Below are 25696 nucleotides of genomic sequence, written 5' to 3'. Positions count from 1 at the left end.
AGCCTGCCGGCAAGGGAAGCGCCCTTTCTCCTTCCCTCTCAGGGCTTGCCGTGGCGCAGGAATGCGCGGGGGGGCAGCGCGGTGGGGGTGAAGCGGGCCACGCGCAGCGCGCCGTGGAAATGGTCCACCCCGTTGCGGCGCATGGCAAGGCTGCTGCTGCCCTGCCCTTGCGGGGTGAAGGCCACGCGCGCCTCGCCTTCCAGCACACCGTCGACATAGCTGCGGTAGGTGGTTCCGTCGAACGTCTGGGCGACATGATACCAGCGCCCGAGCGGATGGAGCCGGGCCGGATCGACCAGCACTTGCGCATAGCCGGGCCCCTTCACGAAGGTGTCGAGATACCACGAGGTGCCGACCACGCGGATTTCGAACAGGATCCGCGTCTCGCCCGGCGGACGGCCGGGGGTGTCGTCGGAAGACAGATGCATCCAGCGCTGGGCAAATGCCCCGCCATCGGGACGGAACACCGCCTCGGCGGTAAAACGCGCCGCCCCGGCGAGCGGGTGGCGCGGCAGGATCAGCGCGTCTTCCTGCCCGTCGAACACCAGCACCTTGCCACGGGGGCCGCGTTCAAGATGCGGATGGCCAAGCACGGTGGGGACCATGCCGCCGATGCGGGCCAGCGTGTCGAAGCGCCAGACTTCTCCATGCGCCTGCGCACTGGCCAGCGGCGCGAAAGCCGCGAGCGCCAGCACAAGGCCCCTCCAGCCGCGCATCATTGCCCGTCGTCCAGCGCGACGACATTGTTGCGCGTGGTCAGTTCCTCCACGCCCGCCGTGTCGATCACCAGCCGCAACGGCCCCTTCACCCCGCGCGGCACGGTCAGGCGAACCGGGACCATACGTGGGTTCAGATCGACCGGCGCGGCCATCACCGGGATCGGAGCAGAGGTCACGCTTGCCCCGTCCGCTGTTTCGAGGCGCAACGTGGCAGGCGGCGTCGCCACGGCGCCAAGGCTGTGAACCGTCACGTCCAGCCGATCGCCGTTGCGCACGACATCATCGCGGCCAATGCCCAGATCGGCGCGCGCCTCGGGCTGGGTCGCCGCTTTTTGCGCGAGGGTGAACGTCATTACCGTCGTCGCGCCCGGCGCGAAGGTAACCGGGACCGATCCGCCGCGCTCGATGGCCACCTCTCGGGTTGCAACGGGCCCCTCCGCCGTGTCGTCATCCCCTTGCGCCAGCCCCTGCGTCATCGTCCAGCGCCCGGCCACGACATTCCACGTCCCCATCTGCGCGCTGACCGGCACGGCGCGGGTGTTGTGGGCGATCACCGTGAAATGCTCGGGCGTGGCATCGCGCACGAGGATGGCGACCTCGACCGCCGCTTGCGGATCGGCAAAACGCCAGCTCACCGCGTTGCCCGGCCAGGTCTGGTTGCGCTTGAGCGCGATGCCACCCAGCCGCTCGCGCTGGAGCAGCTCGTTGGGCGCTTCAACGCGGTCGGTCCACCATTCCCCCTTGGTGATCATGAACATGTGCTGCGCCTTGTCGGCAATGCCCGCAGCGTTGAGTGCGGCCGGCCAGGCCTTGTCGCCGGTGCTGTTCCACGCCTCGAACCGGGCAACATCGTTGCCGCCTTGCGCGGCCTTGCGCGTGGCCGCCGTCCAGGCCTCGCGCTGGCCCAGCACGGTCAGCGCATTTTCGTTGAGTTCGCCCAGCGCCGAAAAATTGCCGGGCACCAGCCGCCCGAGCACGGGGCGCAGATACTTGTCCTGTCCGGTGAACCGCCAGGCCGCCCAGGCCGATTGCATCGGCAGGCTTGCCCCGCCGCCATCGCCCGCACGCTCGGCATCGGTATCCCAGCTGATGTCGTTGGGAAAATGCCACAGGCCATCCACCCCTTGCTGGCCATGGGCGAGCAGGCCGTCGACCAGCCCCGTCACCAGCCCGCGCGCCGCCGGATTGCCGTTGTACAGGCCCAGCAGGATCGGGCTGTGCATGATCACGAAGCCATAAGGCTTCTGCCAGGCCCATGGCGCATCGCGATAGATATGCCGCCCGCCATACCAGCTTGACGAAATATGCATGTGGCCCGCCGCATTGCGACGGATCAGCCCGCCATGGGGCCCGTCGCTGCCCAGCGCCTTGACCGTGGCCATGATCCGCTCGACCGCGCGCGGCTCGCCCCAGTTGAGGTAGAGCCGCTCGGCATCCGAATTGATGCCCTCTTCATAGACGTGCAATTCGTCGCTGGTGATGTAGCTCAACCCGTTGACGATCATCCCGTTCTTGTACACCGCATCGGACAGCGCGCGCAGCGAGGCGTTGATCTTGTCAGGGTCCACCCCCATCAGGGCCATCCCCGGCCATTGCTGGGTCAGGTCGGTATCATCCGAAATGCCGCCGCCGAAATCGCCGAACGGCACCTGCCGGTTGTCGATCCACCAGCTGACGAACTGGCGCGCGAGCTTGAGGTCCTCCAGCTGGCGAAACGCCCAGAGCGGCATGCCCGCAGGCGCCACCGGCTGGACGAACGGCGGCAACTGGTCCTGCGAATAGCCGATATCGGCCCAATAGCGTCGCGCCTCCAGATTGTCGGGATCGACGCGCAGAAGATCGGAAATGTCGCCATAGAGCCGCCGATAGAGCGCCTCGCGCTTCGAGGCGGTGTGTTCCTCGACCAGAAAGGCCCAGTTGTCCTTCACCTGGTTGAAGCGGTCGGTCACATGTTCCTTGCGCGCCTCGACCCGGTCCTTGAACACGAGGCGCACGCCCATGCCGTCGAGCGAGGCCGCCCCGAAATCGGGGGCGGACGAAGCGATGGTGAGGTAGAGGCTGTCGCCGGTCAGCAGACGGTCGCGCAAGTCGAGCCAGAGCGTGCGCGCCTCGCCCGGCTTTACCGCAACTTGCACGTCGATCATGTCGCGCTCGGGCCAGATCGGGTCTTTCACGCGAATGTCGAGCGCGATCAGCCCGCGCGCATCGGGCTTGGCATGGATCGCGGGCAAATCGAGCGCCACGCCATCGAGGCCATCGTGGCTGTTTTCCCAGCCATAGTTCCATGCGCGCGCGAGCGGTCGCCCCGGCGGCGCATCGCCAAAGTTCGACGGGATCAGGACATGGACGATGGGCAGCGTGGCCCCCGCCTTGCCGTTGCCTTCGCCCCGTGTCGCCCCCGCCGCGCTGCCCGCACCGACCGCCGCGCGCACGCCCTCGGTCGGCAGGGCCACGACGCTCGCCCGCTCGGCCAGCGGATAGCGCCCGGCGATAAAGGTATTGAGCCTGCCTAGCGCGCCCAGATCGGGGGACGCGGCGCTGCGCACGGTATAGCGCAACTGGAACGTGCCGTCGGGCACCGTGCCGGGGTGGATGTCGTAGGCCCAGATTTCCTGGATCGGCTGCTCGGCCATGACATTGGTGAAGCGCAGCACGCCGCCCTTCAGCGTGCCGGTATCGGTCAGCGAGCGGACGACACCCTGCGGCCGCGTGGCGAGCTTGCGCCAGCCGCCCTTGCCATCGGGCGACCATTCGAGCGCGCCATAGGCCGCGCCCCGGATCTCCACGCGGTTGAACGCGGTATCGGCCGGCAGGGTCAGGCGATAGGCCTTGCCACCTTCGACATAGACGTTCCAGTCGGGCAGTTCGAAATAGTCGTCGCGGCCCGGCAGGCGCGAGCGGTTGTAGACGCCCGGCCAGGTCGTTTCGGCAATGCCGTCGACGCCCTTCCACATCCATTCCTTGAGATCGCGCGCATCGGCGAACTCGATCTTGCGCACGGTCGTCACCGGATCGACGAGCGGCGGCGGGGTTTCCCGGTCCCAGCCGAAACGGTGCAGCCAGGCCCTGCGCAAGTCGGCAGGGGGAACGCCCACCCCGCCGTTCTGTTGCGCGCCGCCATCACCATCGGTCGTGCCTGTCGCCAGCCGCGCCACCGCCGCGCCGTCGAGCATGTGGTCATAGACGCGAATGTCGTCGAGGTCCGACCCGCGCATGAAATTGTAGCGGCTCTGCACCTGATGCGGGGCCATGACGCGCCCGGCAAGGCCGAACTGGTCGAGCCCCATGTCGAAGTCGGCGGCCTGTTCCTTGGCGGCCACCTCGCGCCCGTCCCAGAACAGGCGGACGCCGCGCGTCTCGTCCCAGGCAAACGCGATATGGTGCCAGGCATCGGGCGCAGGCGTCGTGGGGATCGTCCAGCTTACGCGCAGGCGCGACAGGTTGGCATCGGTCACGAAGGCATCGAAGCCATGGCCGTTCCAGTCGATCCGCAGGAAGGCCATGTCCCAGCTCGTATGATCCGCCGCCCCGGCGCGGAAGATCACGAAGGGCGCCTCGCCCACCGGCGTATGGCTGCGCCAGAAGAACGCCAGCGTGCCGCGCTGGGCCTGGATATTGCCCGGCGCATTCCACGCAACATAGCCGCCATCGGCCCAGCGCCCGGCTCCCTTGCCACGCGCCCCATCGGGCACAATCGCCACATCGCTCTGGAAATTGGGCTTGGCATCCCCTCCCGCCACGCTCGCGACAAAGTCGCTGTCAAGCGGAGCATGGAACAGCAGCCCATCTGCTGTGCCCTGCGCATGGGCCACCCCGGCCAGCGCCAGACACGAAGCCCCGCGCAACAGAACGCCCAGAACAGCGCGCCCCGACAAACGATGGGCCATGGCAATTCTCCCTTGTGCGAGGCCGGTCATTGCCGCCTCATCCTGATCTTGCAGGCTTCGATGGTATCCCCCGAAGCGCGGCTGACAACCTTAAGCCAGCGCCCGGAAACGAAAATCGCGAAAACGCGCGGTGCCCTTCCCCGCAGCATAGAGCCCCGGACGCAGCATCAAAAAGCCACCGCGCACATTGTGGTGATAGCCCGACACTTCCATCCCGCGATCAAACCGGTGCCAGGTCTTGCCCCCATCGCCGCTGGTGTGGAACGAGACGATATGCGCCTCGTTGCGCACGCGCATCCGCATCATCGTGCCATGCGGGTTGGTCGGGCGGCCCCGCTCCATCCCGTATTGGTGCGTGACATAGCGCCGGGCATCGAACCCCAGCCCGCAATAGAGCGCGCTGTCGTAGAACAGCAGCAGCCCGGCGGTGACACCCGGATCGACCTCTATCGAACACTCGAATTCATAGGCGCGGTCCCCCGCTATCAGCAGCAGCGGCGCGGAATCGACCGGCGCGGTGCCCGTGGCCCTGAGCGCCAGTTCCCCGCCCGAAACCCGCGCGCGCGCGGCCTCGTCCGGGCCGGGACGAAAAAAATTCCAGCGGCGCCCCAGATCGAGCGTGGCAAAATCATCGGACAGCGCCATGCCATGCGGCGCGCCCGTCCCCGGCTTGCGACCGAGTGGCGCCCTGATCGGCTGGGCCAGATCGCCCCCGGTCATGCGGAACCAGCCATCGGCGGTCCATTCGACCGGATCGAGCAGGGTCTGGCGGCCCAGCGTCCAGAAATCGCGCTCGAACCCGTGATAGACCGACCACCAGTCGCCCGCCGGTCCCTCGAACACGGTGGCATGGCCGCGCGACCACCAGGCTTCCTCGCGGCTGCGCGTGCGCACGATCGGATTGTGCGGGCAATTCTCCCACGGCCCATGGATCGAGCGCGAACGCGCCGCGATCACCATGTGCCCGGTGGGCGGCCCCGCCGTGCCCCCGACCGCCGTGATCAGGTAGAACCAGCCGCCCCGCGCCACGATCTTGGGCCCCTCGGGCGAAAAGCCCTCGACATCCCAGTCCTCGGGGTAATGCCAGGGATCATAGACATGCTCGACAGGCCCTTTCAGCGACAGGCCGTCAGGCGCCAGCGCAACCCGGTCCCCACCCGAGAGGAACAGCCAGCGCGAGCCATCCTCGCCCACCGCATGGCCCGGATCGATATGATCGGGCAGGCCCAGCGGGATCGGCGCGCTCCATGGCCCCGCGATCCGGTCGGCCCAGATCACATAAGTACAATTCGGGGCAGCCTTGGCGGCAAAGTAGATGAAATAGCGCCCGTCGTGACGACACAAGTCGGGCGCCCAGACCGCGCCGACATTGCGCGACAGCGCGGCCACCACCGGCTGCCAGTTGAGCAGGTCGCGGGAATGCCAGATGACGAGGCCGGGATAGGAATCGAAGGTCGAGAACGTCAGGTAATAGTCGTCACCGTCCTTGAGGATCGTGGGATCGGGATGGTCCCCGGCCATCAACGGATTGAGGAACCGCCCGTCGCCCAGATCGGCCTTGCGCTGGTTGTCGAAACCGCGCGCGTAAGGCGGAATGGCGCCATCCGGCAAGCGCTTGCCTGCCGTCCGGGCATGGCTTTCGCTCGCGGTTCCGGCCAGAACAGCCAGCCCCGCCGCGCCGGCCAGCGCGCCGCGCCGGCTTACCCCTGTTGGCCCGCGCATCAGGCCGCCTGCTTTTCGATGCAGACATTTTCGATGCAGACAGGCGCCAGACGCGGGCTGAGCAGGTGGATCACCGCCAGCGCCACCAGATAGGCGCTCGCACAGATCGCGAAGAGAACGTGGTAGCTGTGCGTGGCGTCGAGAATATACCCGGCAAACAGCGCCATGCCCATGCCGCCAAAGGCCCCGACCGTCCCCCCGATCCCGACGACCGAACCGACCGCCCCGCGCGGGAAGACATCCGAAGGCAGGGTGTAGAGATTGGCCGAAAAGGCCTGATGCGCCGCCGTGGCAAGGCCAATGATGCCCACCGCCGCCCACATGCTGTCGACCCCCTGCACGAACCAGATCGGGGTCACGCAGACTGCGCAGATCAGCATCGTGATCTTGCGCGCAACGTTGGGCGTGCGCCCGGCGCGGATCAGGCGCGAGGAGAGCCAGCCCCCGGCAATGCTGCCCAGATCGGAAATCAGGTAGATCGCGGCCAGCGGCAGGCCGAACGTCTTGAGATCGAGATCATAGCGGGAAAACAGATAGCCCGGCAGCCAGAACAGGAAGAACCACCAGATCGGATCGACGAGGAACTTGCCGAGCGCATAGGCCCAGGTTTCCTTGACCACGAGCAGCCGCGCCCAGCCGATCGGCTCGAGCGGATCGGCCGGGTCCTGCGCGATCCAGGCCAGTTCGGCCTCGCCCACGCGGGCGTGTTCGCGCGGGTGGCGATAGAGCAGCCACCACGCCGCCAGCCAGGCCACGCCGAAAAAGCCGGTCACGAAAAAGGCCATGCGCCAGTCGAACCACAGCACCAGCAGCGGCACGAGCAGCGGCGTGATGATCGCGCCGACATTGGCCCCGGCATTGAACACACCGATGGCCAGCGCGCGTTCGCGCTGGGGGAACCAGTCGGTCACGGCGCGAATGCCAGCGGGGAAATTGCCCGATTCGCCCAGCCCCAGCCCGAAACGGGCGACCGCGAACGAGACAAGGCCGGTGGCAAAGCCATGGGCCATGTGGCTCACCGTCCAGATGACGATGGCGACCGTGTACCCCAGCCGCGCGCCCAGCGCATCGACGACTTTGCCGAACGAGAGATAGCCGATGGCATAGGCCACCTGAAACCAGAACACGATGCCCGCAAAATCGGATTCCGACCAGTGGAAGTCGGCGGCCAGCGTGGGCTTGAGCACGCCGATCATCTGCCGGTCGATATAGTTGATGGCCGTGGCCGCAAACAGCAGCGCCACCACGCCCCAGCGCCTGCGCCCGACATGGGGCGGCGCCTTGCCCGTGGCCGCGAACCGCGCCCCGGATGCGCCTGCGGCCCCGGATGGACTTTGCACGGACGCCCTTTGCTCGATCTGCGCTTCCATTGCATCAACTCCCGTGTCGGCGGGCTTTTGCCCTGTCCGTTCGTACTCGTCCGTTGTATTTTCGGCTGCGGCAGGCCGGTGCTCAGTCAGCTCCCGCGCCAAGCGCCGCAATCGTGCAGGTCACCTCGCCATGCCCGGCAAAGCTGGCCCGCACGGCCTGCCCCGGTGCGACAGGGTGAACCCCGGTGACCGCCCCGGTCGAAACCCACAGCCCGGCGCTCGCATCGATCCCGCGCGCGGCCAGATTGCCCAGCAGGAAACGCACTGCGCCCAGCGGACCATCGAGCATCGTGGCGCTCGTCGCCTCGCCCGCCAGCACGCCGTCGATTTCGAGGCGCACGAGGATAGAAGCGAAATCGACCGTCTGCCAACCGGCCAGCGGCGCCCCGACGACAAGACCGTAATTGTTGCCAAAGTCCGAGACCGTCACCGGCGGACCATCGGCATTGATGCCCGGATAGGGCGAACTGGCAACCTCGATGCCGATGTGGACGGCATCGAGCAGCGCGCGCGTGGCCGCATCGTCCTGCGGGATCACGCCATCCCAGCCGGGCGCGACATGGAGCAGGAATTCGGCCTCGGCGGCCGCAAAACCATCGGCGAAGACCGGCATGACCGGCCCCTCACCCGCACAATCCCCGGCAAAAACCACGTTTGTCGCAAAGATCGGCCCGGCCAGCCGATTGCTGCCCAGCGCCGCATCGTCCGGCGCGTTGATGCGCCCGACCTTCCACCCGGCCACGGCCCCGCCATCGAGCGCAAGCGCCAGATCCTGAATGACATAGGCCTGCGCCAGATCGGCAGGCATCACCCCCGGATAGGCAGCCATGGCGCGCCCTTCGCGCCGCGCCGTCACGAATGCTGCGGCAACAGCCTTTGCCTGCTCGGTCAAACTCATCCCCAGCCAATCCCGGTCAGGTCAGGCAACGCCCGGCCACGAAGAACGCGGAAACCGGTGTCAAAACCTGACGCAACACCATTGAACATGATTTTCCGTGCCCGGCCCAAAGAGCACAGCTTTGGCCGAATAACGGAGCTTCCATTGCGGTAACCGGTGTCATCTTGCCTTTTGCCGCAGGCGAAGGCAAGTCGGAAAATCGCAGCACGACGAGAGGCACAAAACAGACCGATGGCAAAAGCGCAAAAACCCACGATCAACGATGTGGCGCGCCTCTCGGGGGTATCGAAAAAGACCGTGAGCCGGGTGATCAACAAGTCGCCCCTGCTCAACCAGGCCACGCGCGAAAAGGTCGAGGCGGTGATCGCCCAGCTCGACTACGTGCCCAATCCGCAGGCGCGCGCGCTGGCGCTGCGCCGCAATTTCCTGATCGGCCTGATCCACGACAACCCCAACGCGCAGATGGTTCTCAATGTGCAGGAAGGGATTCTCGACACCATCCGCGCGACCGAATTCGCGCTCGTCGTGCGCCCGGTCGACCGCCACTCCCCCACCCTGCTCGACGACATCCGCCACTTCATCGAGCAACAGCGGCTCTACGGGGTCATGCTGCTCCCGCCGCTTTCGGAAAACGACGAACTGGCCCGGCTGTGCCGCGATCTGGGCTGCACGGTCGTGCGCATGGGCTCGGCCCGACTCGACGACGAGGCCCATCTGGTCGCCTCCAACGACCAGGAAGCGGTGTGCGAGGCGGTCGAATGGCTGGCACACCTTGGCCATCACCGGATCGGCTTCGTGGCCGGGCCAGAAGGCTTCCGCTCGGCGCGCGAGCGCGAACTGGGCTTCATCGCAGGGATGGGCCGGGCCGGACTGACGATCGACCCGGCGCTGCTCACGCGCGGCAACTACCGGTTCGAATCGGGGAAGGCTGCCGGCGAGGCCCTGCTCGATGCTGAAAATCCGCCCAGCGCGATCTTTGCCAGCAACGACGTGATGGCCGCCGGCGTGCTCCACGCGGCCTGCGCGCGGGGGCTGCGCGTGCCACAGGATCTCTCGATCATCGGCTTCGACGATACCGCCATCGCCGCGCATATCTGGCCCCCGCTCACCACCGTGCGCTGGCCGATCCGGGCCATGGCGCGCACTGCCGCGCTCAAGCTGATCCGCCCGGAAACCGCCGCGCGCGAACCGGCCTTCTTCCCCTCCGACCTCGTGCGCCGGGCCTCGGCCATAGAATATTCGGGCGATCCCACCGGCTGAAACGCCCGTGTTGCGCGCCGTTGCAGGAAGCGCGTTCCTTTTGCAAAACAGCGTTGACACCGGTTACCCAAACCCGATACCAAGCACCCGACAGCGAAAAAAGGGAGAGTGCGCCATGTTTGCCAAGACCTATCACGCCACCCATCCGGACATGATGGACAGCGTCTCGAACGAGGCCCTGCGCGACCGTTATCTGGTTTCGGGCATGTTCGTGGCGGGCGAGGTGAACCTCAACTATTCGCACAACGAACGCTTCGTGATCGGTGGCGCGGTCCCCGGTGCCGAGCCCCTGCCCCTCCCCCGCCAGACTGCCCCGGCAAGCGCGGCTGGCCATTCGCTGCTCGAGAGGCGCGAGATGGGCGTGGTCAACATCGGCACCCCCGGCTTTGTCACCGTTGATGGCCAACGCTTTGCGGTCGGCAACAAGGAATGCCTCTACGTGCCGATGGGCAGCGAAGAGGTGGTGTTCGAGGGCGAAGGCGCGCGGTTCTATCTGGCCTCGGTTCCCGCGCACAAGGCGCTGCCAGTCAAGCTGATCACGCTGGCGCAGGCCAACCCGCTCGAACGCGGCGACCTTGCCAATTCCAACCAGCGCACGATCTACCAGCTGGTGATCCCCGGCGTGTGCGAGAGCGCGCAGCTTCTGCTCGGCCTGACCGTGCTGGAGGAAGGCAGCGTGTGGAACACCATGCCCCCCCACCTTCACGACCGCCGCAGCGAAATCTACCTCTACTTCGATCTCCCGCAGGAAAACGACCGCGTGTTTCACTACATGGGCGAGCCGGACGCCATGCGCCACCTCGTGATCGCCAACGAGGAAGCCGTGATCAGCCCGCCGTGGTCGGTCCATATGGGCTCGGGCACCAAGAAGTATGCGTTCATCTGGGCCATGGGCGGGGAAAACCTCGACTATACCGACATGAACGTGCTCGACATCTGCCAGCTGAAGTAAGCGCCATGAGCATCTCCTTCAGCCTTGCGGGCAAGGCCGCCCTCGTCACCGGCGCCAACACCGGCATCGGCCAGGCCATCGCCGTCGCCCTCGCGCAGGCCGGGGCCGATGTGGCGCTGGCCGGGCGTTCGGAGCCCACCGAAACCCTCGCGGCCATTGCCGCCACCGGACGCACCGCGATCAGCATCAAGGCCGACCTCTCGTTGATCGATCCGGTCGAAGGCGTGGTGGCGCAGGCAGGCGAGGCGCTGGGCGGGGTCGACATCCTCGTCAACAACGCCGGGATCATCCGCCGCGCCGACTTGCTCGAATTTTCCGAGGAAGACTGGGACGCGGTGATCGACACCAACCTCAAGACGCTGTTTTTCCTGAGCCAGGCCGCCGCGCGCGGCATGGTGGCGCGCGGGGGCGGCAAGATCATCAACATCGCCTCGCTGCTCACCTTTCAGGGCGGCATCCGCGTGCCCTCCTATGCTGCGGCGAAATCGGGCGTGGGCGGGGTGACCAAGGCCATGGCCAACGAACTGGCGCCCCACGGCGTGCAGGTCAACGCCATTGCGCCCGGCTATATCGCCACCAACAACACCGCCGCGCTTCAGGCCGACGAAACCCGCAACCGCCAGATTCTCGAACGGATTCCCGCCGGGCGCTGGGGTGCCTCCGAAGACATTGCGGGGGCCGCCGTGTTCCTCGCCTCGCCCGCCTCGAACTATGTCACCGGCCATGTTCTGGCCGTCGATGGCGGATGGCTGGCGCGATGAGCGGCCTACAAAAATCGGGCCAAAAATCGGGCCACATCGTCTGCTTTGGCGAAGTGCTGCTGCGGCTGGCGACGCCGGGCCACCGCCTGATGCGCCAGAGCGAGAGCCTTACCCTCGAAGTGGGCGGCGCGGAGGCCAATGTTGCCGCCGGGCTGGCCGCGCTGGGCCACGAGACCGTGATGGTCACGGCCCTGCCGCATGGCCCGCTGGGCGACAAGGCCCGCGCCGCGCTGGGGGCAGCGGGGATCGACACCGGCCCTGTCAAACGCGCCGCCGGGCGCATGGGCCTCTATTTCCTCGAAAGCGGGGCGGGCCTGCGCCCTTCCTCGATCACCTATGATCGCGCGGGCAGTGTGTTTGCCGGGTGCGAACCCGAAACCTTCGACTTTGCCGCCGCGCTCGATGGCGCGGCCCTGCTGCACCTTTCGGGGATCACCCCCGCTCTCGGCCCCAAGGGCGTGGCGCTGGCCCGCGCGGCGGTCGCCGCCGCCGATGCGGCAGGTGTGCCGATCTGCTTTGACGGCAATTATCGCGCCTTGTTGTGGAATGCGTGGGACAGCGATCCGCGCGCGATCCTGACCGACCTGATGCAATCGGCCACGATCATGATCGGCAACCACCGCGACATTTCGCTGCTGCTGGGCACGGCCTTTTCGGGCGATGGCGCCGACCGGCGGCGCGAGGCCGCGCTCGCCGCGTTCGACGCCTTTCCCCGCCTGCAATGGATCGCCTCGACCGCGCGGCACATCGTCAATTCGGACTATCACCGCATTGCCGCGCGCGTCGACGCGCGCACGGGCGCGCACCAGACCCCCGAAGCGAACGTGACCGGCATTGTCGACCGCATCGGCACGGGCGATGCCTTTTGTGCAGGCGTGCTGCACCAGTGGCTCGAAGGCGGCGACCTTGCCGCGATGGCGCAATCAGGGCTTGGCCTCGCCGCACTCAAGCACACCCAGCCGGGCGACATGTGCACGATCGGCCGCGGCGAACTCGAAGCTTTCTCGGCCAGCGGCGGCGACGTCCGGCGCTGACCCCCACCTCCCGAGCGGGAGATTTCCGATGGACCCGATCAACCGGCGGACATGGATCAAGGGCGCTGGCGCGCTCGCCGCCCTGACTGCCACATCGTCCCTGTCTGCCACACCTGTCTTGTCCGCCTCCCTCTCGCCCCCACGCGCCGGGCGCTATCGCGGGCTGCGCGAGGACGGGGTCTGCGCGTTCAAGGGCATTCGCTACGGCCGGGCGCAGCGATTTGCCCGCGCCGTGGCCGAACCGTTCGAGGGCCCCCTGCTGGAGGCCACACGGTTCGGCCCGGTCTGCCCCCAGCGCGGCATGGCCGATGCCCCGCAAAGCGAGGACTGCCTGTTCCTCAACGTGTGGACGCCCGAAACAGCCGGAAAAACGGCCTCTGCGCGTCGCGCGGTCATGGTCTATTTCCATGGCGGGGCCTATTCCAACGGCTAGGTCACCGACCCGCTGACCCACGGCGCCAAGCTCGCCGCCGGGGGCGACGTGGTGGTCGTCACCGTCAACCACCGGATCGGGCCGCTCGGCTATGCCTGGCTCAAGCCGCTCGATGCCACTCTGGCCGACAGCGGCAATCTGGGCCAGCTCGACCTCATCCTCGCGCTCGAATGGGTGCGCGACCATATCGCGGCCTTTGGCGGCGATCCCGCGCGGGTCATGGTCTTTGGCCAGTCTGGCGGCGGGGCCAAGATCGCCACGCTGATGGCCATGCCGCAGGCCAAGGGCCTGTTCCACGCCGCCGCAACGATGAGCGGGCAGCAGGTTCAGGCCAGCGGCCCGGCCCATGCGCTGGCCCGCACCCATGCCTGGATGGCGCGGATGGGCCTTGGCACGTCGGATGTCGCCAGCTTGCGCAGCCTGCCGGTCGAGCGCCTGATCGCGGCCATCGACACCCCCGATCCGGTCATGGGCGGCGCGCTCTATTTCGGCCCCGTGCTCGACATGACCAACCTGCCGCGCCACCCGTTCTGGCCCGATGCGGCGCCCCAGTCGCTGGGCATCCCGATGATCCTGGGCAATGTCCACGACGAGACCCGCGCCTTCCTCGACCCACGCGGCCCGAAGCTGGCCGGGCTGGACTGGAGCAACCTCCCCGCGCGGATGGCCGCCGAAGTGAAGATCGACCTCGATCCCGACTGGGTCATCGCGCAATACCGCGCGCAGGCCCCGCACTGGAGCCCGCAGGAGGTCTATTTCGCGGCGACCACCGCCGGGCGCTCGTGGCCCGGACAAGTGATCGAGGCCGATGCCCGCGCGCGGGCCGGAGCCCGCGATACATGGGTCTATCAGCTCGACCGCCGCTCGCCGCTCGATCCCTTGCGGGGCGCGGCCCATACCGACGACATTCCCTATGTCTTTGGCACGCTCGACGCGCCGGGCAGCTATTCAGGCACCGATGCCGGTGCCCGCGCGCTCAGCACCGCGATGATGGCCGCCTTTGCCGGTCTGGCCCGGACAGGCCGCCCCGGCCTTGCCCAAGACATGCCCGAATGGACGCCCTATCGCACGCCCGAACGCGCGACGATGATCTTCGACGATGCCCCGCGCATGGTCGAAGATCCGCGTGGCTGGCAGCGCCGGGTCTGGGCCCATGGGCCCTACGTCCAGCCGGGAAGCTGACCGAATCACGTTCATGCTGCGCGGCATGGTGCGCAGCATGAACGGGCCCGACATGCACCGGCATGGCGCCTGCCGGGCCACCCAAGTCCATGCAAAAGAATGCCGATTTCGATGTTCTGCTCCATCCGTTCGCGTTCTTGACAGGGACCGGATCGTGTTGCAAAACATCACGTAATGACACCGGTTACCATTCCTGACGGACAACCCGCAGGAAGGGACCGAAAACAATAAGCCCGGACAAGGTCCGGGCGGTCTGCCCTGTGCGGATGGGAGTTGTGACGCCGGAAAGATGCAAGCCATTGCGTGCATCGCTGACACCGGTATCATACGACCTCACGGGCTGAGAGGGGATGTAACGATGCGCAAGACTGAATCCCGTATTTCGATGCTCAAGATCGCCCTGTTTGCCGGCAGCGCGCTTGCCCTGCCCCAAGGCGTTCTGGCTCAGGAAGCCCCGCCGCAGGACGAGGCGGCAGCCCGGCCCACGGCCCAGCCTGCAACCGAGCCCGCAGCCGGGCCCGCCCCCGAAGTCGGCGCGGAAGGCGACACGCCCGATGTCCCCGCGATCATCGTCACCGGCTTTCGCCAGTCGCTTCAGGCCGCGCTGAACCTCAAGCGCCAGTCGATCTCGGCGGTCGATGCGGTCGTGGCCGAGGACATCGCCAAGTTCCCCGACCAGAACATCGCCGAATCGCTCCAGCGCATTCCGGGCATCTCGATCCAGAAGGACGGCGGCGAAGGCCGCGCGATCACCGTGCGCGGCCTCGGTTCGCAGTTCACCCGCGTGCGCGTCAATGGCCTCGAAACGATCACCACTTCGTCTGACGGTGCCTCGGCCAACCGCGATCGCTCATTCGATTTCAACGTCTTCGCGTCCGAACTGTTCAGCAGCCTGGTCGTCCACAAGACCGCCGAAGCCAGCCTCGACGAAGGCTCGCTGGGCGCGGTGGTCGATCTCAACACCGGCAATCCGCTGGCGGGCAAGACCGGGCTGACCGCCGTTCTCAACGTGCAGGGGTCGTACAACACCCTTTCGAAGAACGTCGGCCCGCGCATTGCCGGGTTGCTCTCGTGGAAGAATGCCGCTGGCACGTTCGGCGCCAACTTCTCGGCGGCCTATTCGCACACCGACACGCTCGAAAGCGGCAACAACACCGTGCGCTGGTCGCAAGCCTATTTCAATTCGGTCAACGGCACGCCCTGCTTCTATTCGACGCCCGGCGCCACCGGGGGCAATCCGGTCAGCAGCGGCGGCTCCTATCGCCCCTCGCAGGCCTGCGACGCGGCGGCGCTCTCGTTCCATCCGCGCATCCCGCGTTATGGCGTGATCGAGCACGACCGTCGCCGTCTGGGCCTGACCGGCTCGATCCAGTTCGAGCCGAGCAGCCACACCAAGATCTCGGTCGACGCGCTCTATTCCTCGTTCAAGGAAGACCGCAAGGAGAAGTGGCTCGAAGTCCTCGCCCGCTCCAACGAGCGCAGCTTCAACGTGGTCAACCCCACGTATGACAGCAACGGCAACATGGTCAGCGGCACCTACAACAACGCCTATGTGCGCACCGAGAGCTACCTGCGCCAGTCGCAGACCAAGTTCTATCAGGTCGGCGCGACGTGGGACCAGGACGTGACGGACAAGCTGCGCTTCACCCTGCTGGGTGGCATCTCGCAGTCGGACGCCGACATTCCGGTCGAAAGCACGATTGCCTACGACAGCCGCGGTGCCAATGGCTTTGCGTTCGATTACAGCAACATGAAGTCGCCGACCCTGGCCTATGGGTTCGATGTCACCAACCCGGCCAATTTCCAGCTCGCCGAAATCCGCGACCGCCCCTCCTATGTCACCAACAAGTTCAAGACCGTGCAACTGCGCACCGAATGGGACGTGGCCAAGGGCTTCACGGTCAAGCTGGGCGGGGTCTGGCGCCGCTACAACTTCGGCACCCAGATGTGGACGCGCGACACCGTGGCGTGCAGCGGCAACGGCAAGCCCGACCTGATCCTGGGCACCACGACCTGCTCGTCTTCGACCTATGGCCTGCCGGTCACTTCGGGCATTTCCGACATCGTGAACCTGGGCAATGCCGGACAGGGCGCGGGCACGACCTCGCAGTTCCTGGCCGCCAACATCGCCTCGGCAGCCGACTATACCAATCTCTATGGCCGCACCGCCAACGAGGACTTCGGCTCGAACCGCCGCGTTCAGGAAACCACTTCAGGCGGCTATCTCCAGTTCGATATCAAGGGCAATATCCTCGGCCTCGAATATGCGGGCAATGCGGGCATGCGCTATGCCCATACCGACCAGCGCTCGACCGGCTATACCGCAGGCGTCGCGGGCACGGTGGCGCGCACCTATGACGACTGGCTGCCCTCGTTCAACGTGGCGTTCTATCCGCACCACGACGTGATCGTGCGCGGCGCGATTGCCAAGGTCATCACCCGCCCCTCGCTCGGCAACCTCAATCCGGGTGGCTCGGTCGACGGGTTCAACTATCGCATCACCTTCGGCAACCCGTTCCTCAACCCCTACCGCGCGACCAATTTCGACGCCTCGGTCGAATGGTACTTCGCGCCCCAGGCGCTGCTCTCGGTGGCCGGGTTCATCAAGCAGATCCAGAGCTTCCCGGTCGCGGGCACCTATGTCGCCACGCTGCCCCAGCTCGGGCTGGATCGCTCGGTGCTGACCCCCAGCTCGCCCGCCTACATCAACTACGACCCCGCCCAGGAATATGTCGTCTCCTCGCAGGTCAACGGCACGGGGGCCACGCTCAAGGGCATCGAACTGGCGCTGCAACTGCCCTTCCCGTTCCTGCCGGGCCTGCTCAGCCACACCGGCTTCCAGGGCAACGCCACGCTGATCCAGAGCAACGCCGACTATACCATCACCGGCCCGGCGGTCAGCGCCTGCACCCGCAATGCTTCGGGCGCCTGCACGCTCGCCGGGGTCTCGGCGGTCTACAACCAGACGCTGCTCAACGTCTCGAAGAAGGCCTGGAACGCCACGCTCTATTATGACGACGGCAAGTTCAGCATCCGTGGTTCGGTCAGCTATCGCGGGCCCTTCGTCGACGGCACCAGCGCAACGGGCAACGTGTTCGAAGGCTATGCTTCGTACACCAGCGTGGACGCCGCCGTGCGTTACAAGGTCCGCCCGTGGCTCGAACTCTCGATCGACGGCAACAACCTGACCGACGCCTATCGTTATCGTTTCACCGACCAGACGGCCCAGCGCAACTACGAGAACAACCACTATGGCCGCACCATCCTGTTCGGTGCGCGTGCCAAGCTCTGAAACGGCCAAACTCTGATCCAGCCTCACAGGAGATTTGCCCATGACGGTTGATCGTCGCGCCCTCGTGGCCCGGACGCTGGCGATGGCCGCATGTGCAATAACCCGGTCGGCATCGGGACAAACCCCGCCGCCGACCGGGCTTCAGGCCCTTCCACCCGGCCTGCCCCAACCTGCCGAAACACTCGACCTCTGGCCGGGCCACGCGCCCGGCCAGCTTTTGCGCCCGCTGGTCGAGACGGTCGAGGAACGCTCGCGCGACGCCCTCGTCAACGACCGCGCGGTCTTTGGCATCACGCGCCCCCGCCTCGCCGTGTTCCGGCCCGATAGGCCCAATGGCGCGGCGGTTATGATCACGCCGGGCGGCGGCTATCGCTGGATCGTGGTCGACAAGGAAGGCTACGAGATCGGCCGCTGGCTGGCCGCGCGCGGGTTCACCGCCTTTGTCCTGTTCTATCGCCTGCCCGGCGAAGGCTGGTCCACCGGGCCCGATACCCCGCTTGCCGATGCCCAGCGCGCGATGCGCCTGATCCGCCACCACGCGCGCGACTATGCCATTGATCCCGAACGCGTGGCCGCGATGGGCTTTTCCGCCGGGGGCCATGTCTGCGCCGATCTGGCCGCACGCTTTGCCGCGCCGGCCTACCCGGCCAGCGACGCCGCCGACCGCCTTTCGGCCCGCCCCCACAGCGCCGCGCCGATCTACCCGGTGGTCAGCATGGACGCCGCCATCGCCCATGCCGGATCGCGCGCGCTGCTGCTCGGCTCCAATCCCACACCCCGGCTCGAAGCGGCCCACTCGCCCGACCGCATGGTCCCCGCCGACGCCCCGCCCCACTTCCTGTGCCACGCCGAGGACGACGAAGCCGTGCCGGTGGAAAACACGATCCGCCTGCGCGCCGCGCTCAAGGCCCGCGGCATTCCGGTCGAGACCCACCTCTTTGCCAATGGCGGCCACGGCTTTGGCCTGCGCCGCGCCATCGGCAAGCCGGTCGAAGTCTGGCCCGATCTCTGGCGCACCTGGGCCCGCACCGTCGGACTGGCTTGAACCTTGGCCCCCAGATCTTAAAAGGGGCCATGTCCGAACCCACCATCGAAGACGTTGCCCTGGCCGCTGGCGTATCCATCCGCACCGTCTCGCGCGTCCTCAACAAGTCGCCCAAGGTCAACGCCCAGACCCGCGAAAAGATCGAGGCGGCCATCGCCGCGCTCCACTTCCGCCCCAGCCCGCGCGCCCGCGCACTGGCCATGCGACGCTCGCTGCTGATCGGCCTGATCCACAACGACCGCAATGCGCTTGTGCTCGATTCCATCCAGCGCGGCATCATCTCGGTCACCGCCGAACGCGGCTACGAACTGATTGTCCACTCCACCCCGCTGGGAGGCGAAGCAGCCATCGCCGACGTGATCACCTTTGCCGGACGCTCGCGCGTCGATGGCCTGATCGTGCTGCCCCCGATTGCCGGGGTCGAAGGCCTCGCCCCCGCGCTCGACGCCGCCGCCGTCCCCGCCGTGGCACTGTCCGCCGTCCCGCTCGAAGGCTTTGCCGGGGTGATCCGCAGCGACGAACGCGCCGCCGGGGCACACGTGGCCGAACACCTGCTCACCCTCGGCCACCGCCGCCTCGGCCTCATCAACGGCCCGGCCGACACCGCCTCGGCCCGCGAACGCCGCGCCGGCTTCGTCGCCCGCGTCGAGGCCGAACCGGACGCCACCCTCGCCGAAGCCTCAGGCGACTATGGCTTTACCTCGGGCATGGAGGCCGCCCAAACCCTGCTGGCCCTGCCCCAGCCCCCCACCGCGATCTTCGCCGCCAACGACATCATGGCCGCAGGCGTGCTGAAAATCGCCGCGCGCAAGGGCCTGTCCGTGCCAGCCCAGCTCTCGGTCGTGGGCTTCGACGGCTCGATGCTCGCCCAGATGGTCTCCCCCGCGCTCACCTCGATCACCCGCCCCTTCGACACCATCGCCGCCGCCGCCACCCGCCACCTGCTCGCCCGGATCGAAGGCACGCCCCCGCCCGAACCCTATCACCCCGCGCTCACCCTGACCCCGGCAGAAAGCACCGCCCCGCCCGGTCAAAGGTAATATAGAACAGCATGCCCTGGGGGCCATCGCCCCCAGACCCCCGGACGTCCTGCTGGCGCAAGTGCATGGGAGCAACCGGCGCGCCTCCATCCTGACCTCGCTTCAATTCGAACCGTTCCACCACCTTCGAAACGGCAGATAAGTGGGGCCGACCGATAAGTCGCCTTTTTCCGGCATATAGCCCCAAGCCGCGCAATCATGAACACATTTTAAATCAATTAATTACCTGATGAATCATAACCGTCTCTAGAGGGACGACAGCACATGCGCTATCAATCCAATGAATTGCAATCCCAAGAGGTTGGTAAAGATATGGTGAAGACAACTCACACGACCGACGACGTATTTGGTATATCCCGGGAATTACCACTTAACTACGTTTCCAGAAAAAATGTCGATGAGGTTTTTATAGACAGCTTATCTCAAGGAAAGCATATCGTCATTTACGGCAGCTCCAAACAAGGCAAAACCTCTCTTAGAAAAAAATGCCTAAGTGACAATGATTATGTTGTCATATCTTGCCAAAACAAGTGGACTTTAGCAGATTTGCATGCTGCAATTTTGAAATCAGCTGGGTTTTCTGTCAAGCAGTCTACTACCAAAACTGTATCGGGTTCAAATAAAATTGCTGTTGAAGGTAGCGCCGGATTTTCTATCCCTCTTTTCGGAAAGGCCACAGCTAAAGCGGGAAATGAAGACACCGCAACAGATTCCGAATCAGTAACATTTCACGAGCTTGAGCTTGACCCAGACTCAACTAACGACATCATAAGAGCACTTGAGGCTATAAATTTCAGTAAATTTATTGTCCTAGAAGATTTCCATTATCTCCCAGACGACACCCAAAGAGATTTTAGCTTTTCTTTAAAAGCATTTCATGAATCTTCAAAATTTACGTTTATAGTAGTCGCAGTCTGGCGAGAGGAAAATAGACTTATTGGATTCAACGGCGACCTAACAGACCGCGTAATTTCCGTTGACGTCGACACTTGGGGCGAAGCCAGCCTTCGCGAAGTGATCACAGACGGCGGAATGCTCCTGAATATTTCTTTTTCTGAGGAATTTGTGCAGGCCGTTCTCGGGCGAGCTTTTGAAAGCGTACATATCGTTCAAGAACTCTGCCGCCGCGCTGCAAGAGGCATTGGGATTTACGAAACTCAAGACGTATACAAGGTAGTAGGCGAAGGAATCGACGTACCAAGCCTTTCTGCAGAAATAGTCTCCCAACAAACAGGTCGATACAAAGGTTTTCTCTTTGGATTTGTCGATGGCTTTCAGGAAACTGATCTTGAAATGCCAAAATGGATAATTTACGCGCTCCTCTGCTTTCCTGTAGAAGAGCTTGAAAAGGGCGTTCGATTAAGGACAATAACAAGAATAATAAAATCACAACATCCGCGCGGAGACAAGCTAAACAACGGAAATATAACGCAGATACTAATTTCCGCGGCATCACTTCAGAATAAAAAAAATATACGACCACTGGTTATAGATTACGATACGACCAACACGCGCCTTCACGTTGTGGATAAGGGCTTTCTAGGCCGTGAACCCATAAATCTGTGATGCTAGATTACCAGCGGCCACCGTGTGGACAGGCACGCCCTTCGAGCGCAAAGTGCAGGCATGAAGAAGCTGGCCGCCATCTATGAACGCAAGGGGCAACTGTTTGTGACGGCGTCGCACAAGACGGCGGCGGGTTTTTGGATCGACGATGAGCAAGTGGCTTGCCTCAGCCAGCCTTCGCATGATGAGTTGGGTCGCGCCATCGAACAGGCTTTGGCTCGATCGCAGGAAGGCGTCCCGACGCCGCCGCCCGATGCACACATCGACAAGCCATTGCTGGCGGCCGCCGGCGTTCGTTCGTGGACCACGTTCATGAAATTGTCCAAGCATGTCAGTGTCGTGAGCGACGGGAGTTTGCTCAAAGTCACCCCCTATCGCAATTTGGGTAGCAAAGAGGGCTTTGAGCCGGAGCCGGATATAGCGGTTCCATCTGCTAATTCGGCCTCGGCTTTGGGGCAGATCGTTGCAGACCTGCTCAGCCGAGCGGCATAGCGGCATTGGCTCGAACTTTCTTCTTCCGTCAAAATCTGATTCAGGCTTGGCATGAGCCGATATGACTTGACCGACTTCGAGTGGCGCGTGATCGAACCGCTGTTACCGAATAAGCCCCGAGGTGTGCCGCGCGTCGATGACCGCCGCGTGCTGAACGGCATCTTCTGGGTGTTGCGGTCCGGCGCGCCTTGGCGCGATCTGCCCGAGCGCTATGGCCCGCGCACCACCTGCTACAACCGCTTTGTAAGATGGCGGAAAGCAGGAGTGTGGGATCGGATGATGGACGCCATTACCGCCGCCCACGACGGCGACATTCAGATGATCGACAGCACATCTATCCGGGCGCACCAGCAGGCTGCGACGGCAAAAAGGGGGATCGAGATCATTGTCTCGGTCGCTCCAGGGGTGGACTCACAACCAAAATCCACGCGGTCGTCGACGGGCAAGGCCTCCCGATCCGGCTGAGCCTGACCGCAGGACAAAGCCATGACGGCCAAGCTGCCGACCATCTGCTCAAACATGTCGGTGCCGGAACAATCGTGCTGGCGGACAAGGCCTACGATGCTGATCGCATCCGGGCGTCACTGCGTGAGAAGGGAGCGTTTGCCAACATTCCGCCCAAGGCCAATCGGAGGTCGAAACCGTACTTCAGCACGTGGCTGTACCGCGAGCGGAACCTGATTGAGCGCTTCTTCTCCAAGCTGAAGCACTTCCGCCGTGTCGCAACGCGCTATGACAAGTTGGCAGAAAACTTCCTCGCCATGGTCCAACTGGCCTCAATGCGGCTGTGGCTCCGTGTTTATGAGTCTACGGCCTAATATGGCTGGAAACTCAGAATAAGGTCGACCTTTTTGAGGATTTAGACCTGCCAAAACCGATCGATCCAGAGGAATTGCTAGCGCCAGCAGGAAGCTAACCGCAACGATTGATTAAAAGGCATCAATTACGTTGAATTTCCGCCTTAATTTCGAGATAAAGACCCGGGCTTCGACAGTTCAATTTTGCGGTTTTGGCATAATCCCCCCCATAAATGATAACATTACGATAATAGTCACCCCCTAAATTGAATTAACCACAGCTATCATGTCGCCAATCCGGGGTTCCGATGACCGCAAAGAGGGCGCATCTCGCCCAAAAAACTAATGGGGTTGAAGGGGCCGATGGCCCCTTCTTTTTCCCTTTTCTTCAAACGGTTTCGGCCAGGGCGGCTTCGACGGCGGTGAGGAAGCGGGGGTCTTGGCCGAGGGGGCCGAAGATGGGGGCCATGGCGAGCACGGCGCGCCAGTCTTCGGCGCGGGCGAGGAGGTCGGGGGCCAGGGGGTCGGTGATCGGCTGGTTCTGGCGGGCGGCGCGGGCGAGGAAGCGGAGCCAGGCGGCGATGGGGATGGCGAGGCGGTCGATCGGGCGTCCGGCGGAAAGGGCGTCGCGCACGGTGTCGAGCAGGCGGTAGGGCAGTTTTTGCGAGCCGTCCCATGCGATCTGCGACAGCAGGTGGCGGATGGCGGGGTTGGCGAAGCGGGCCAGCACGTCGTCGATATAGGCCGACAGGTTCAGGCCGGGAGGGGCCTTGACCGAGGGGGCGATGTCCTCGCGCATCAGGCGCTCGACGAAGGCGGCAAGGTGCGGGTCGGCCATGGCCTGCGCCACGGTTTCGTGGCCCAGTCCCAGCCCGATATAGGCGAGCGAGGAGTGCGCGCCGTTGAGCAGGCGCAGCTTGGCGGTTTCGAACGGGCGCACGTCAGCGGCGAAGGTCACGCCTGCAAGCTCGAGCGCAGGGCGTTCCCCGGCGAATGTGTCTTCGATCACCCATTGGGTGAAGGGTTCGCGCTGGATCGGCCAGGCGTCGTCCAGCCCGATGGCCTGCGCCACTTGCGCGCGCAGGGTGTCGTCGCTGGCAGGCGTGATGGAATCGACCATGGCATTGGGGAAGCGAACGGAATCTTCGATCCAGCGGGCGGTGTCGGGGTCGATGGCTTGCGCCAGAGCCAGGGTGGCAGCTTCCAGCTTGCGCCCGTTGTCGGCCAGATTGTCGCACGAGAGCACCGTCACTCCCGGCAGCCCGGCGCGGCGGCGCGCGGCAAGGCCGCGCACCAGCCAGCCGGTGAAGCTGGCGGGGGCATTGCCCGCAAGGCCGCTGGCCACATCGGCCCTGATCGCCGGGTGGGCAAAGTCGAGCTGGCCCTCGCCGGTCAGGCAATAGCCTTTTTCGGTGACGGTCGCGCTGATAATGCGGGTGTCGGGGCTGGCCAGCGCTGCGAGGATCGCCTCAGGCTCCGCGCCGGTCAGAACTTTGCCGATGGCGCCGATCACGCGATAGCGGGTCTGCGTATCGAGCAGGGCGAGCGTGTAGAGCCCGCCTTGCGGATTGAGCGCGCGGGCGACGCCCTGTGAGTGGAGGCTGACCCCGGTGATGCCCCAGCGCGGGTCGCTTTCCAGCAGGGTGTCGAACGCGGCGGCCTGATGGGCGCGATGAAACGCGCCCGGCCCGAAGTGGACCACCCCGGCGCGCATGGCCGAACGGTCCCAGCCGGGCCGCGCGACATTTTGCGGCAAAAGCGCGAGGGTTTCGGGAGAAAGCGCGGTCATGCCACCAACTCCGCATTCTGAACGCCGCCGGGCACTGGCAGGCCATAGGCCTTGCGCACGAGGCCGGTGGTCAGTTCCACGATCAGCTCGGCCGCTTCCCAATCGGCCAGCCGGTGTTCGACCACCAGCCGGGCGAGGAAGCCGCAGTCGATCCGCCGGGCGACATCGTGGCGCGCGGGGATCGAGAGGAACGCGCGGGTATCGTCGTTGAAGCCGACGGTGTTGTAGAACCCCGCGGTTTCGGTGGTCATCTCGCGGAAGCGGCGCATGCCTTCGGGGCTGTCGTGGAACCACCACGAGGGGCCGAGCTTGAGGCACGGATAGTGCCCGGCCAGCGGCGCGAGTTCGCGGGCATAGGTCGTCTCGTCGAGGGTGAAGAGGATGACCTTGAGCGCCGGTTCGTTGCCGAACAGGTCGAGCATCGGGCGCAGCGCCTCGACATATTCGGTCGCGCGGGGGATGTCCGCCCCCTTGTCGCGCCCGTGGCTGGCGAACAGGCCCGCGTTGTGGTTGCGCGTGGCGCCGGGGTGGATCTGCATGGTCATGCCATCTTCCAGGCTCATCCGCGCCATTTCGGTCAGCATCTGGGCGCGGAACAGTTCGGCCTCCTGTGCGTCGGCCTTGCCCGAGAGGACTTTGGCGAACAGCGCCTCGCACCCGGCGCGCGAGAGGTTGGCCGTGCGCGGGGTGAGGAAGCCGTGGTCGGTGGCGGTTGCCCCCATCGCGCGGAAATCGGCGCGGCGGCGGCGATGCGCGGCCAGATAACCGTCCCAGCGGGTGACATCCTCGCCCGAGAGCGTGGCAAAGCGTTCCATGTCGCGCGCGAAGGAATCGTGTTCGGGGTCGATCACCGAATCCGGGCGATACGTCGTCACCACATTGCCCTTCCAGCCCGAGGCGCGGATGGCCTTGTGGTGGGCCAGATCATCGCCCGCGCCTTCGGTCGTGGCCAGAAGCTCGATATTGAAACGCTCGAACAGCGCGCGCGGGGCAAAGGCCGGGGTGGCCAGCGCCGCACCGATCACGTCGTAATAGTGGTCTGCCGTGGTTTCATCGAGCACCTCCTCGATCCCGAACACTTCGGCAAAGACATGGCCCAGCCACATCGCCGAAGGGGTGCCGCGAAACAGGTGCCAGTGGGCCGCGAACGTGCGCCATGCCGTGCGCGGATCGGTATCGGGCACGACACCCCCGCGCCGGGGCACGGCCAGCGAATCGAGCGCGACGCCTTGCGAATAAAGCATGCGGAACAGGTAGTGATCGGGCGCCAGCAGCAGTTCGGTCGCATTGGCGAACGGGGCATCGGTGGCGAACCATTCCGGGTCGGTATGGCCATGGGGGCTGATGATCGGAGCCCCGGCAACCAGCGCGTAGAGATCGCGCGCGATGGTGCGGGTGGCGGGATCGGCGGGGAACAGGCGGTCGGGGTGAAGGGCGATTCTGGGCATGGGAACGGG

At 65.3% G+C, this 25696-nt stretch carries 17 protein-coding genes and 1 pseudogene; 11 read left to right on the top strand and 7 right to left on the bottom strand.

Annotated elements, in window-relative coordinates:
- Window positions 1-38 precede the first annotated feature (38 nt).
- The 5 genes from SBI20_RS15930 to SBI20_RS15910 form a co-directional block, all read right to left on the bottom strand.
- Window positions 39-719: a LamG domain-containing protein gene (locus tag SBI20_RS15930; RefSeq protein ID WP_317975937.1), complete on the bottom strand. Its 681-nt coding sequence runs from the start codon at window positions 717-719 to the stop codon at window positions 39-41.
- A complete protein-coding gene (locus SBI20_RS15925) occupies window positions 716-4606 on the bottom strand; it encodes a LamG-like jellyroll fold domain-containing protein (protein ID WP_317975936.1) in 3891 nt (1296 codons plus the stop codon). The genes SBI20_RS15930 and SBI20_RS15925 overlap by 4 nt, the downstream gene beginning before the upstream one ends.
- A 90-nt stretch (window positions 4607-4696) precedes the next feature.
- Window positions 4697-6328 (bottom strand): family 43 glycosylhydrolase, encoded by a 1632-nt coding sequence (locus tag SBI20_RS15920; protein WP_317975935.1) that lies wholly within the window; start codon window positions 6326-6328, stop codon window positions 4697-4699.
- Window positions 6328-7575 (bottom strand): MFS transporter, encoded by a 1248-nt coding sequence (locus SBI20_RS15915; protein WP_317976162.1) that lies wholly within the window; start codon window positions 7573-7575, stop codon window positions 6328-6330. Before SBI20_RS15915 ends, SBI20_RS15920 begins: the two co-directional genes overlap by 1 nt.
- Window positions 7576-7780: 205 nt before the next feature.
- Entirely contained in the window at window positions 7781-8596 is an 816-nt protein-coding gene (locus SBI20_RS15910) for a 2-keto-4-pentenoate hydratase (RefSeq protein WP_317975934.1), read from the bottom strand.
- 231 nt (window positions 8597-8827) lie between these two features.
- Here SBI20_RS15910 and SBI20_RS15905 point away from each other — a divergent pair, with 231 nt between their 5' ends.
- The 11 genes and pseudogenes from SBI20_RS15905 (at window position 8828) to SBI20_RS15855 (ending at window position 22471) form a co-directional block, all read left to right on the top strand.
- Window positions 8828-9856 carry a LacI family DNA-binding transcriptional regulator gene (locus tag SBI20_RS15905; RefSeq protein WP_317975933.1) on the top strand — a complete coding sequence of 343 codons (1029 nt, stop codon included), beginning with the start codon at window positions 8828-8830 and terminating at the stop codon, window positions 9854-9856.
- Between the two features lie 115 nt (window positions 9857-9971).
- Window positions 9972-10808 (top strand): 5-dehydro-4-deoxy-D-glucuronate isomerase, encoded by an 837-nt coding sequence (gene kduI, locus SBI20_RS15900; RefSeq protein ID WP_317975932.1) that lies wholly within the window; start codon window positions 9972-9974, stop codon window positions 10806-10808.
- 5 nt (window positions 10809-10813) lie between these two features.
- Window positions 10814-11569, top strand: coding sequence for a 2-dehydro-3-deoxy-D-gluconate 5-dehydrogenase KduD (gene kduD / locus SBI20_RS15895; protein ID WP_317975931.1), 756 nt, complete (start codon window positions 10814-10816; stop codon window positions 11567-11569).
- Window positions 11566-12603 carry a sugar kinase gene (locus SBI20_RS15890; protein ID WP_317975930.1) on the top strand — a complete coding sequence of 346 codons (1038 nt, stop codon included), beginning with the start codon at window positions 11566-11568 and terminating at the stop codon, window positions 12601-12603. The genes kduD and SBI20_RS15890 overlap by 4 nt, the downstream gene beginning before the upstream one ends.
- A 28-nt stretch (window positions 12604-12631) precedes the next feature.
- Window positions 12632-14218: pseudogene (locus tag SBI20_RS15885) on the top strand (carboxylesterase/lipase family protein).
- A 358-nt stretch (window positions 14219-14576) separates the two neighbouring features.
- On the top strand, window positions 14577-17510 hold the full coding sequence (locus SBI20_RS15880; RefSeq protein ID WP_317975929.1) for a TonB-dependent receptor: 2934 nt from the start codon (window positions 14577-14579) through the stop codon (window positions 17508-17510).
- 40 nt (window positions 17511-17550) lie between these two features.
- Window positions 17551-18555, top strand: a complete 1005-nt coding sequence (locus SBI20_RS15875) for an alpha/beta hydrolase (RefSeq protein ID WP_317975928.1) — start codon at window positions 17551-17553, stop codon at window positions 18553-18555.
- 29 nt (window positions 18556-18584) lie between these two features.
- On the top strand, window positions 18585-19595 hold the full coding sequence (locus SBI20_RS15870; RefSeq protein WP_317975927.1) for a LacI family DNA-binding transcriptional regulator: 1011 nt from the start codon (window positions 18585-18587) through the stop codon (window positions 19593-19595).
- 264 nt (window positions 19596-19859) lie between these two features.
- Window positions 19860-21161 (top strand): hypothetical protein, encoded by a 1302-nt coding sequence (locus tag SBI20_RS15865; RefSeq protein ID WP_317975926.1) that lies wholly within the window; start codon window positions 19860-19862, stop codon window positions 21159-21161.
- Window positions 21162-21221: 60 nt separating this feature from the next.
- Window positions 21222-21653 (top strand): hypothetical protein, encoded by a 432-nt coding sequence (locus SBI20_RS15860; protein WP_317973650.1) that lies wholly within the window; start codon window positions 21222-21224, stop codon window positions 21651-21653.
- A gap of 51 nt (window positions 21654-21704) precedes the next feature.
- Window positions 21705-22471, top strand: a protein-coding gene (locus SBI20_RS15855; protein WP_317973651.1) for an IS5 family transposase whose coding sequence is annotated in 2 segments (ribosomal slippage) — window positions 21705-22017 and window positions 22017-22471 — 768 coding nt in all. Because the reading frame shifts where the segments join, the coding sequence is not laid out codon by codon here.
- Between the two features lie 367 nt (window positions 22472-22838).
- On the opposite strand, the gene SBI20_RS15850 is transcribed toward SBI20_RS15855, so the two are convergent.
- Together SBI20_RS15850 and uxaC are read right to left on the bottom strand one after the other, a co-directional pair.
- A complete protein-coding gene (locus SBI20_RS15850) occupies window positions 22839-24239 on the bottom strand; it encodes a mannitol dehydrogenase family protein (protein ID WP_317975925.1) in 1401 nt (466 codons plus the stop codon).
- Window positions 24236-25687: a glucuronate isomerase gene (gene uxaC, locus SBI20_RS15845; protein WP_317975924.1), complete on the bottom strand. Its 1452-nt coding sequence runs from the start codon at window positions 25685-25687 to the stop codon at window positions 24236-24238. The genes SBI20_RS15850 and uxaC overlap by 4 nt, the downstream gene beginning before the upstream one ends.
- Window positions 25688-25696 lie beyond the last annotated feature (9 nt).

Source organism: Novosphingobium sp. IK01, from assembly GCF_033242265.1.
Classification (GTDB): domain Bacteria; phylum Pseudomonadota; class Alphaproteobacteria; order Sphingomonadales; family Sphingomonadaceae; genus Novosphingobium; species Novosphingobium pituita.
Note: the sequence above shows the minus strand (reverse complement) of the source record. Positions and strands in the feature narration are given on the sequence as shown.

Bases quoted from the DNA above. Each gene is read 5' to 3' on its own strand.
- uxaC (WP_317975924.1), bottom strand. From the start codon at position 25,687: ATGCCCAGAATCGCCCTTCACCCCGACCGCCTGTTCCCCGCCGATCCC.
- SBI20_RS15865 (WP_317975926.1), top strand. From the start codon at position 19,860: ATGCGCTATCAATCCAATGAATTGCAATCCCAAGAGGTTGGTAAAGAT.
- SBI20_RS15890 (WP_317975930.1), top strand. From the start codon at position 11,566: ATGAGCGGCCTACAAAAATCGGGCCAAAAATCGGGCCACATCGTCTGC.
- SBI20_RS15910 (WP_317975934.1), bottom strand. From the start codon at position 8,596: ATGAGTTTGACCGAGCAGGCAAAGGCTGTTGCCGCAGCATTCGTGACG.
- SBI20_RS15905 (WP_317975933.1), top strand. From the start codon at position 8,828: ATGGCAAAAGCGCAAAAACCCACGATCAACGATGTGGCGCGCCTCTCG.
- SBI20_RS15920 (WP_317975935.1), bottom strand. From the start codon at position 6,328: ATGCGCGGGCCAACAGGGGTAAGCCGGCGCGGCGCGCTGGCCGGCGCG.
- SBI20_RS15860 (WP_317973650.1), top strand. From the start codon at position 21,222: ATGAAGAAGCTGGCCGCCATCTATGAACGCAAGGGGCAACTGTTTGTG.
- SBI20_RS15850 (WP_317975925.1), bottom strand. From the start codon at position 24,239: ATGACCGCGCTTTCTCCCGAAACCCTCGCGCTTTTGCCGCAAAATGTC.
- SBI20_RS15930 (WP_317975937.1), bottom strand. From the start codon at position 719: ATGATGCGCGGCTGGAGGGGCCTTGTGCTGGCGCTCGCGGCTTTCGCG.
- kduI (WP_317975932.1), top strand. From the start codon at position 9,972: ATGTTTGCCAAGACCTATCACGCCACCCATCCGGACATGATGGACAGC.
- SBI20_RS15875 (WP_317975928.1), top strand. From the start codon at position 17,551: ATGACGGTTGATCGTCGCGCCCTCGTGGCCCGGACGCTGGCGATGGCC.
- kduD (WP_317975931.1), top strand. From the start codon at position 10,814: ATGAGCATCTCCTTCAGCCTTGCGGGCAAGGCCGCCCTCGTCACCGGC.
- SBI20_RS15925 (WP_317975936.1), bottom strand. From the start codon at position 4,606: ATGGCCCATCGTTTGTCGGGGCGCGCTGTTCTGGGCGTTCTGTTGCGC.
- SBI20_RS15880 (WP_317975929.1), top strand. From the start codon at position 14,577: ATGCGCAAGACTGAATCCCGTATTTCGATGCTCAAGATCGCCCTGTTT.
- SBI20_RS15870 (WP_317975927.1), top strand. From the start codon at position 18,585: ATGTCCGAACCCACCATCGAAGACGTTGCCCTGGCCGCTGGCGTATCC.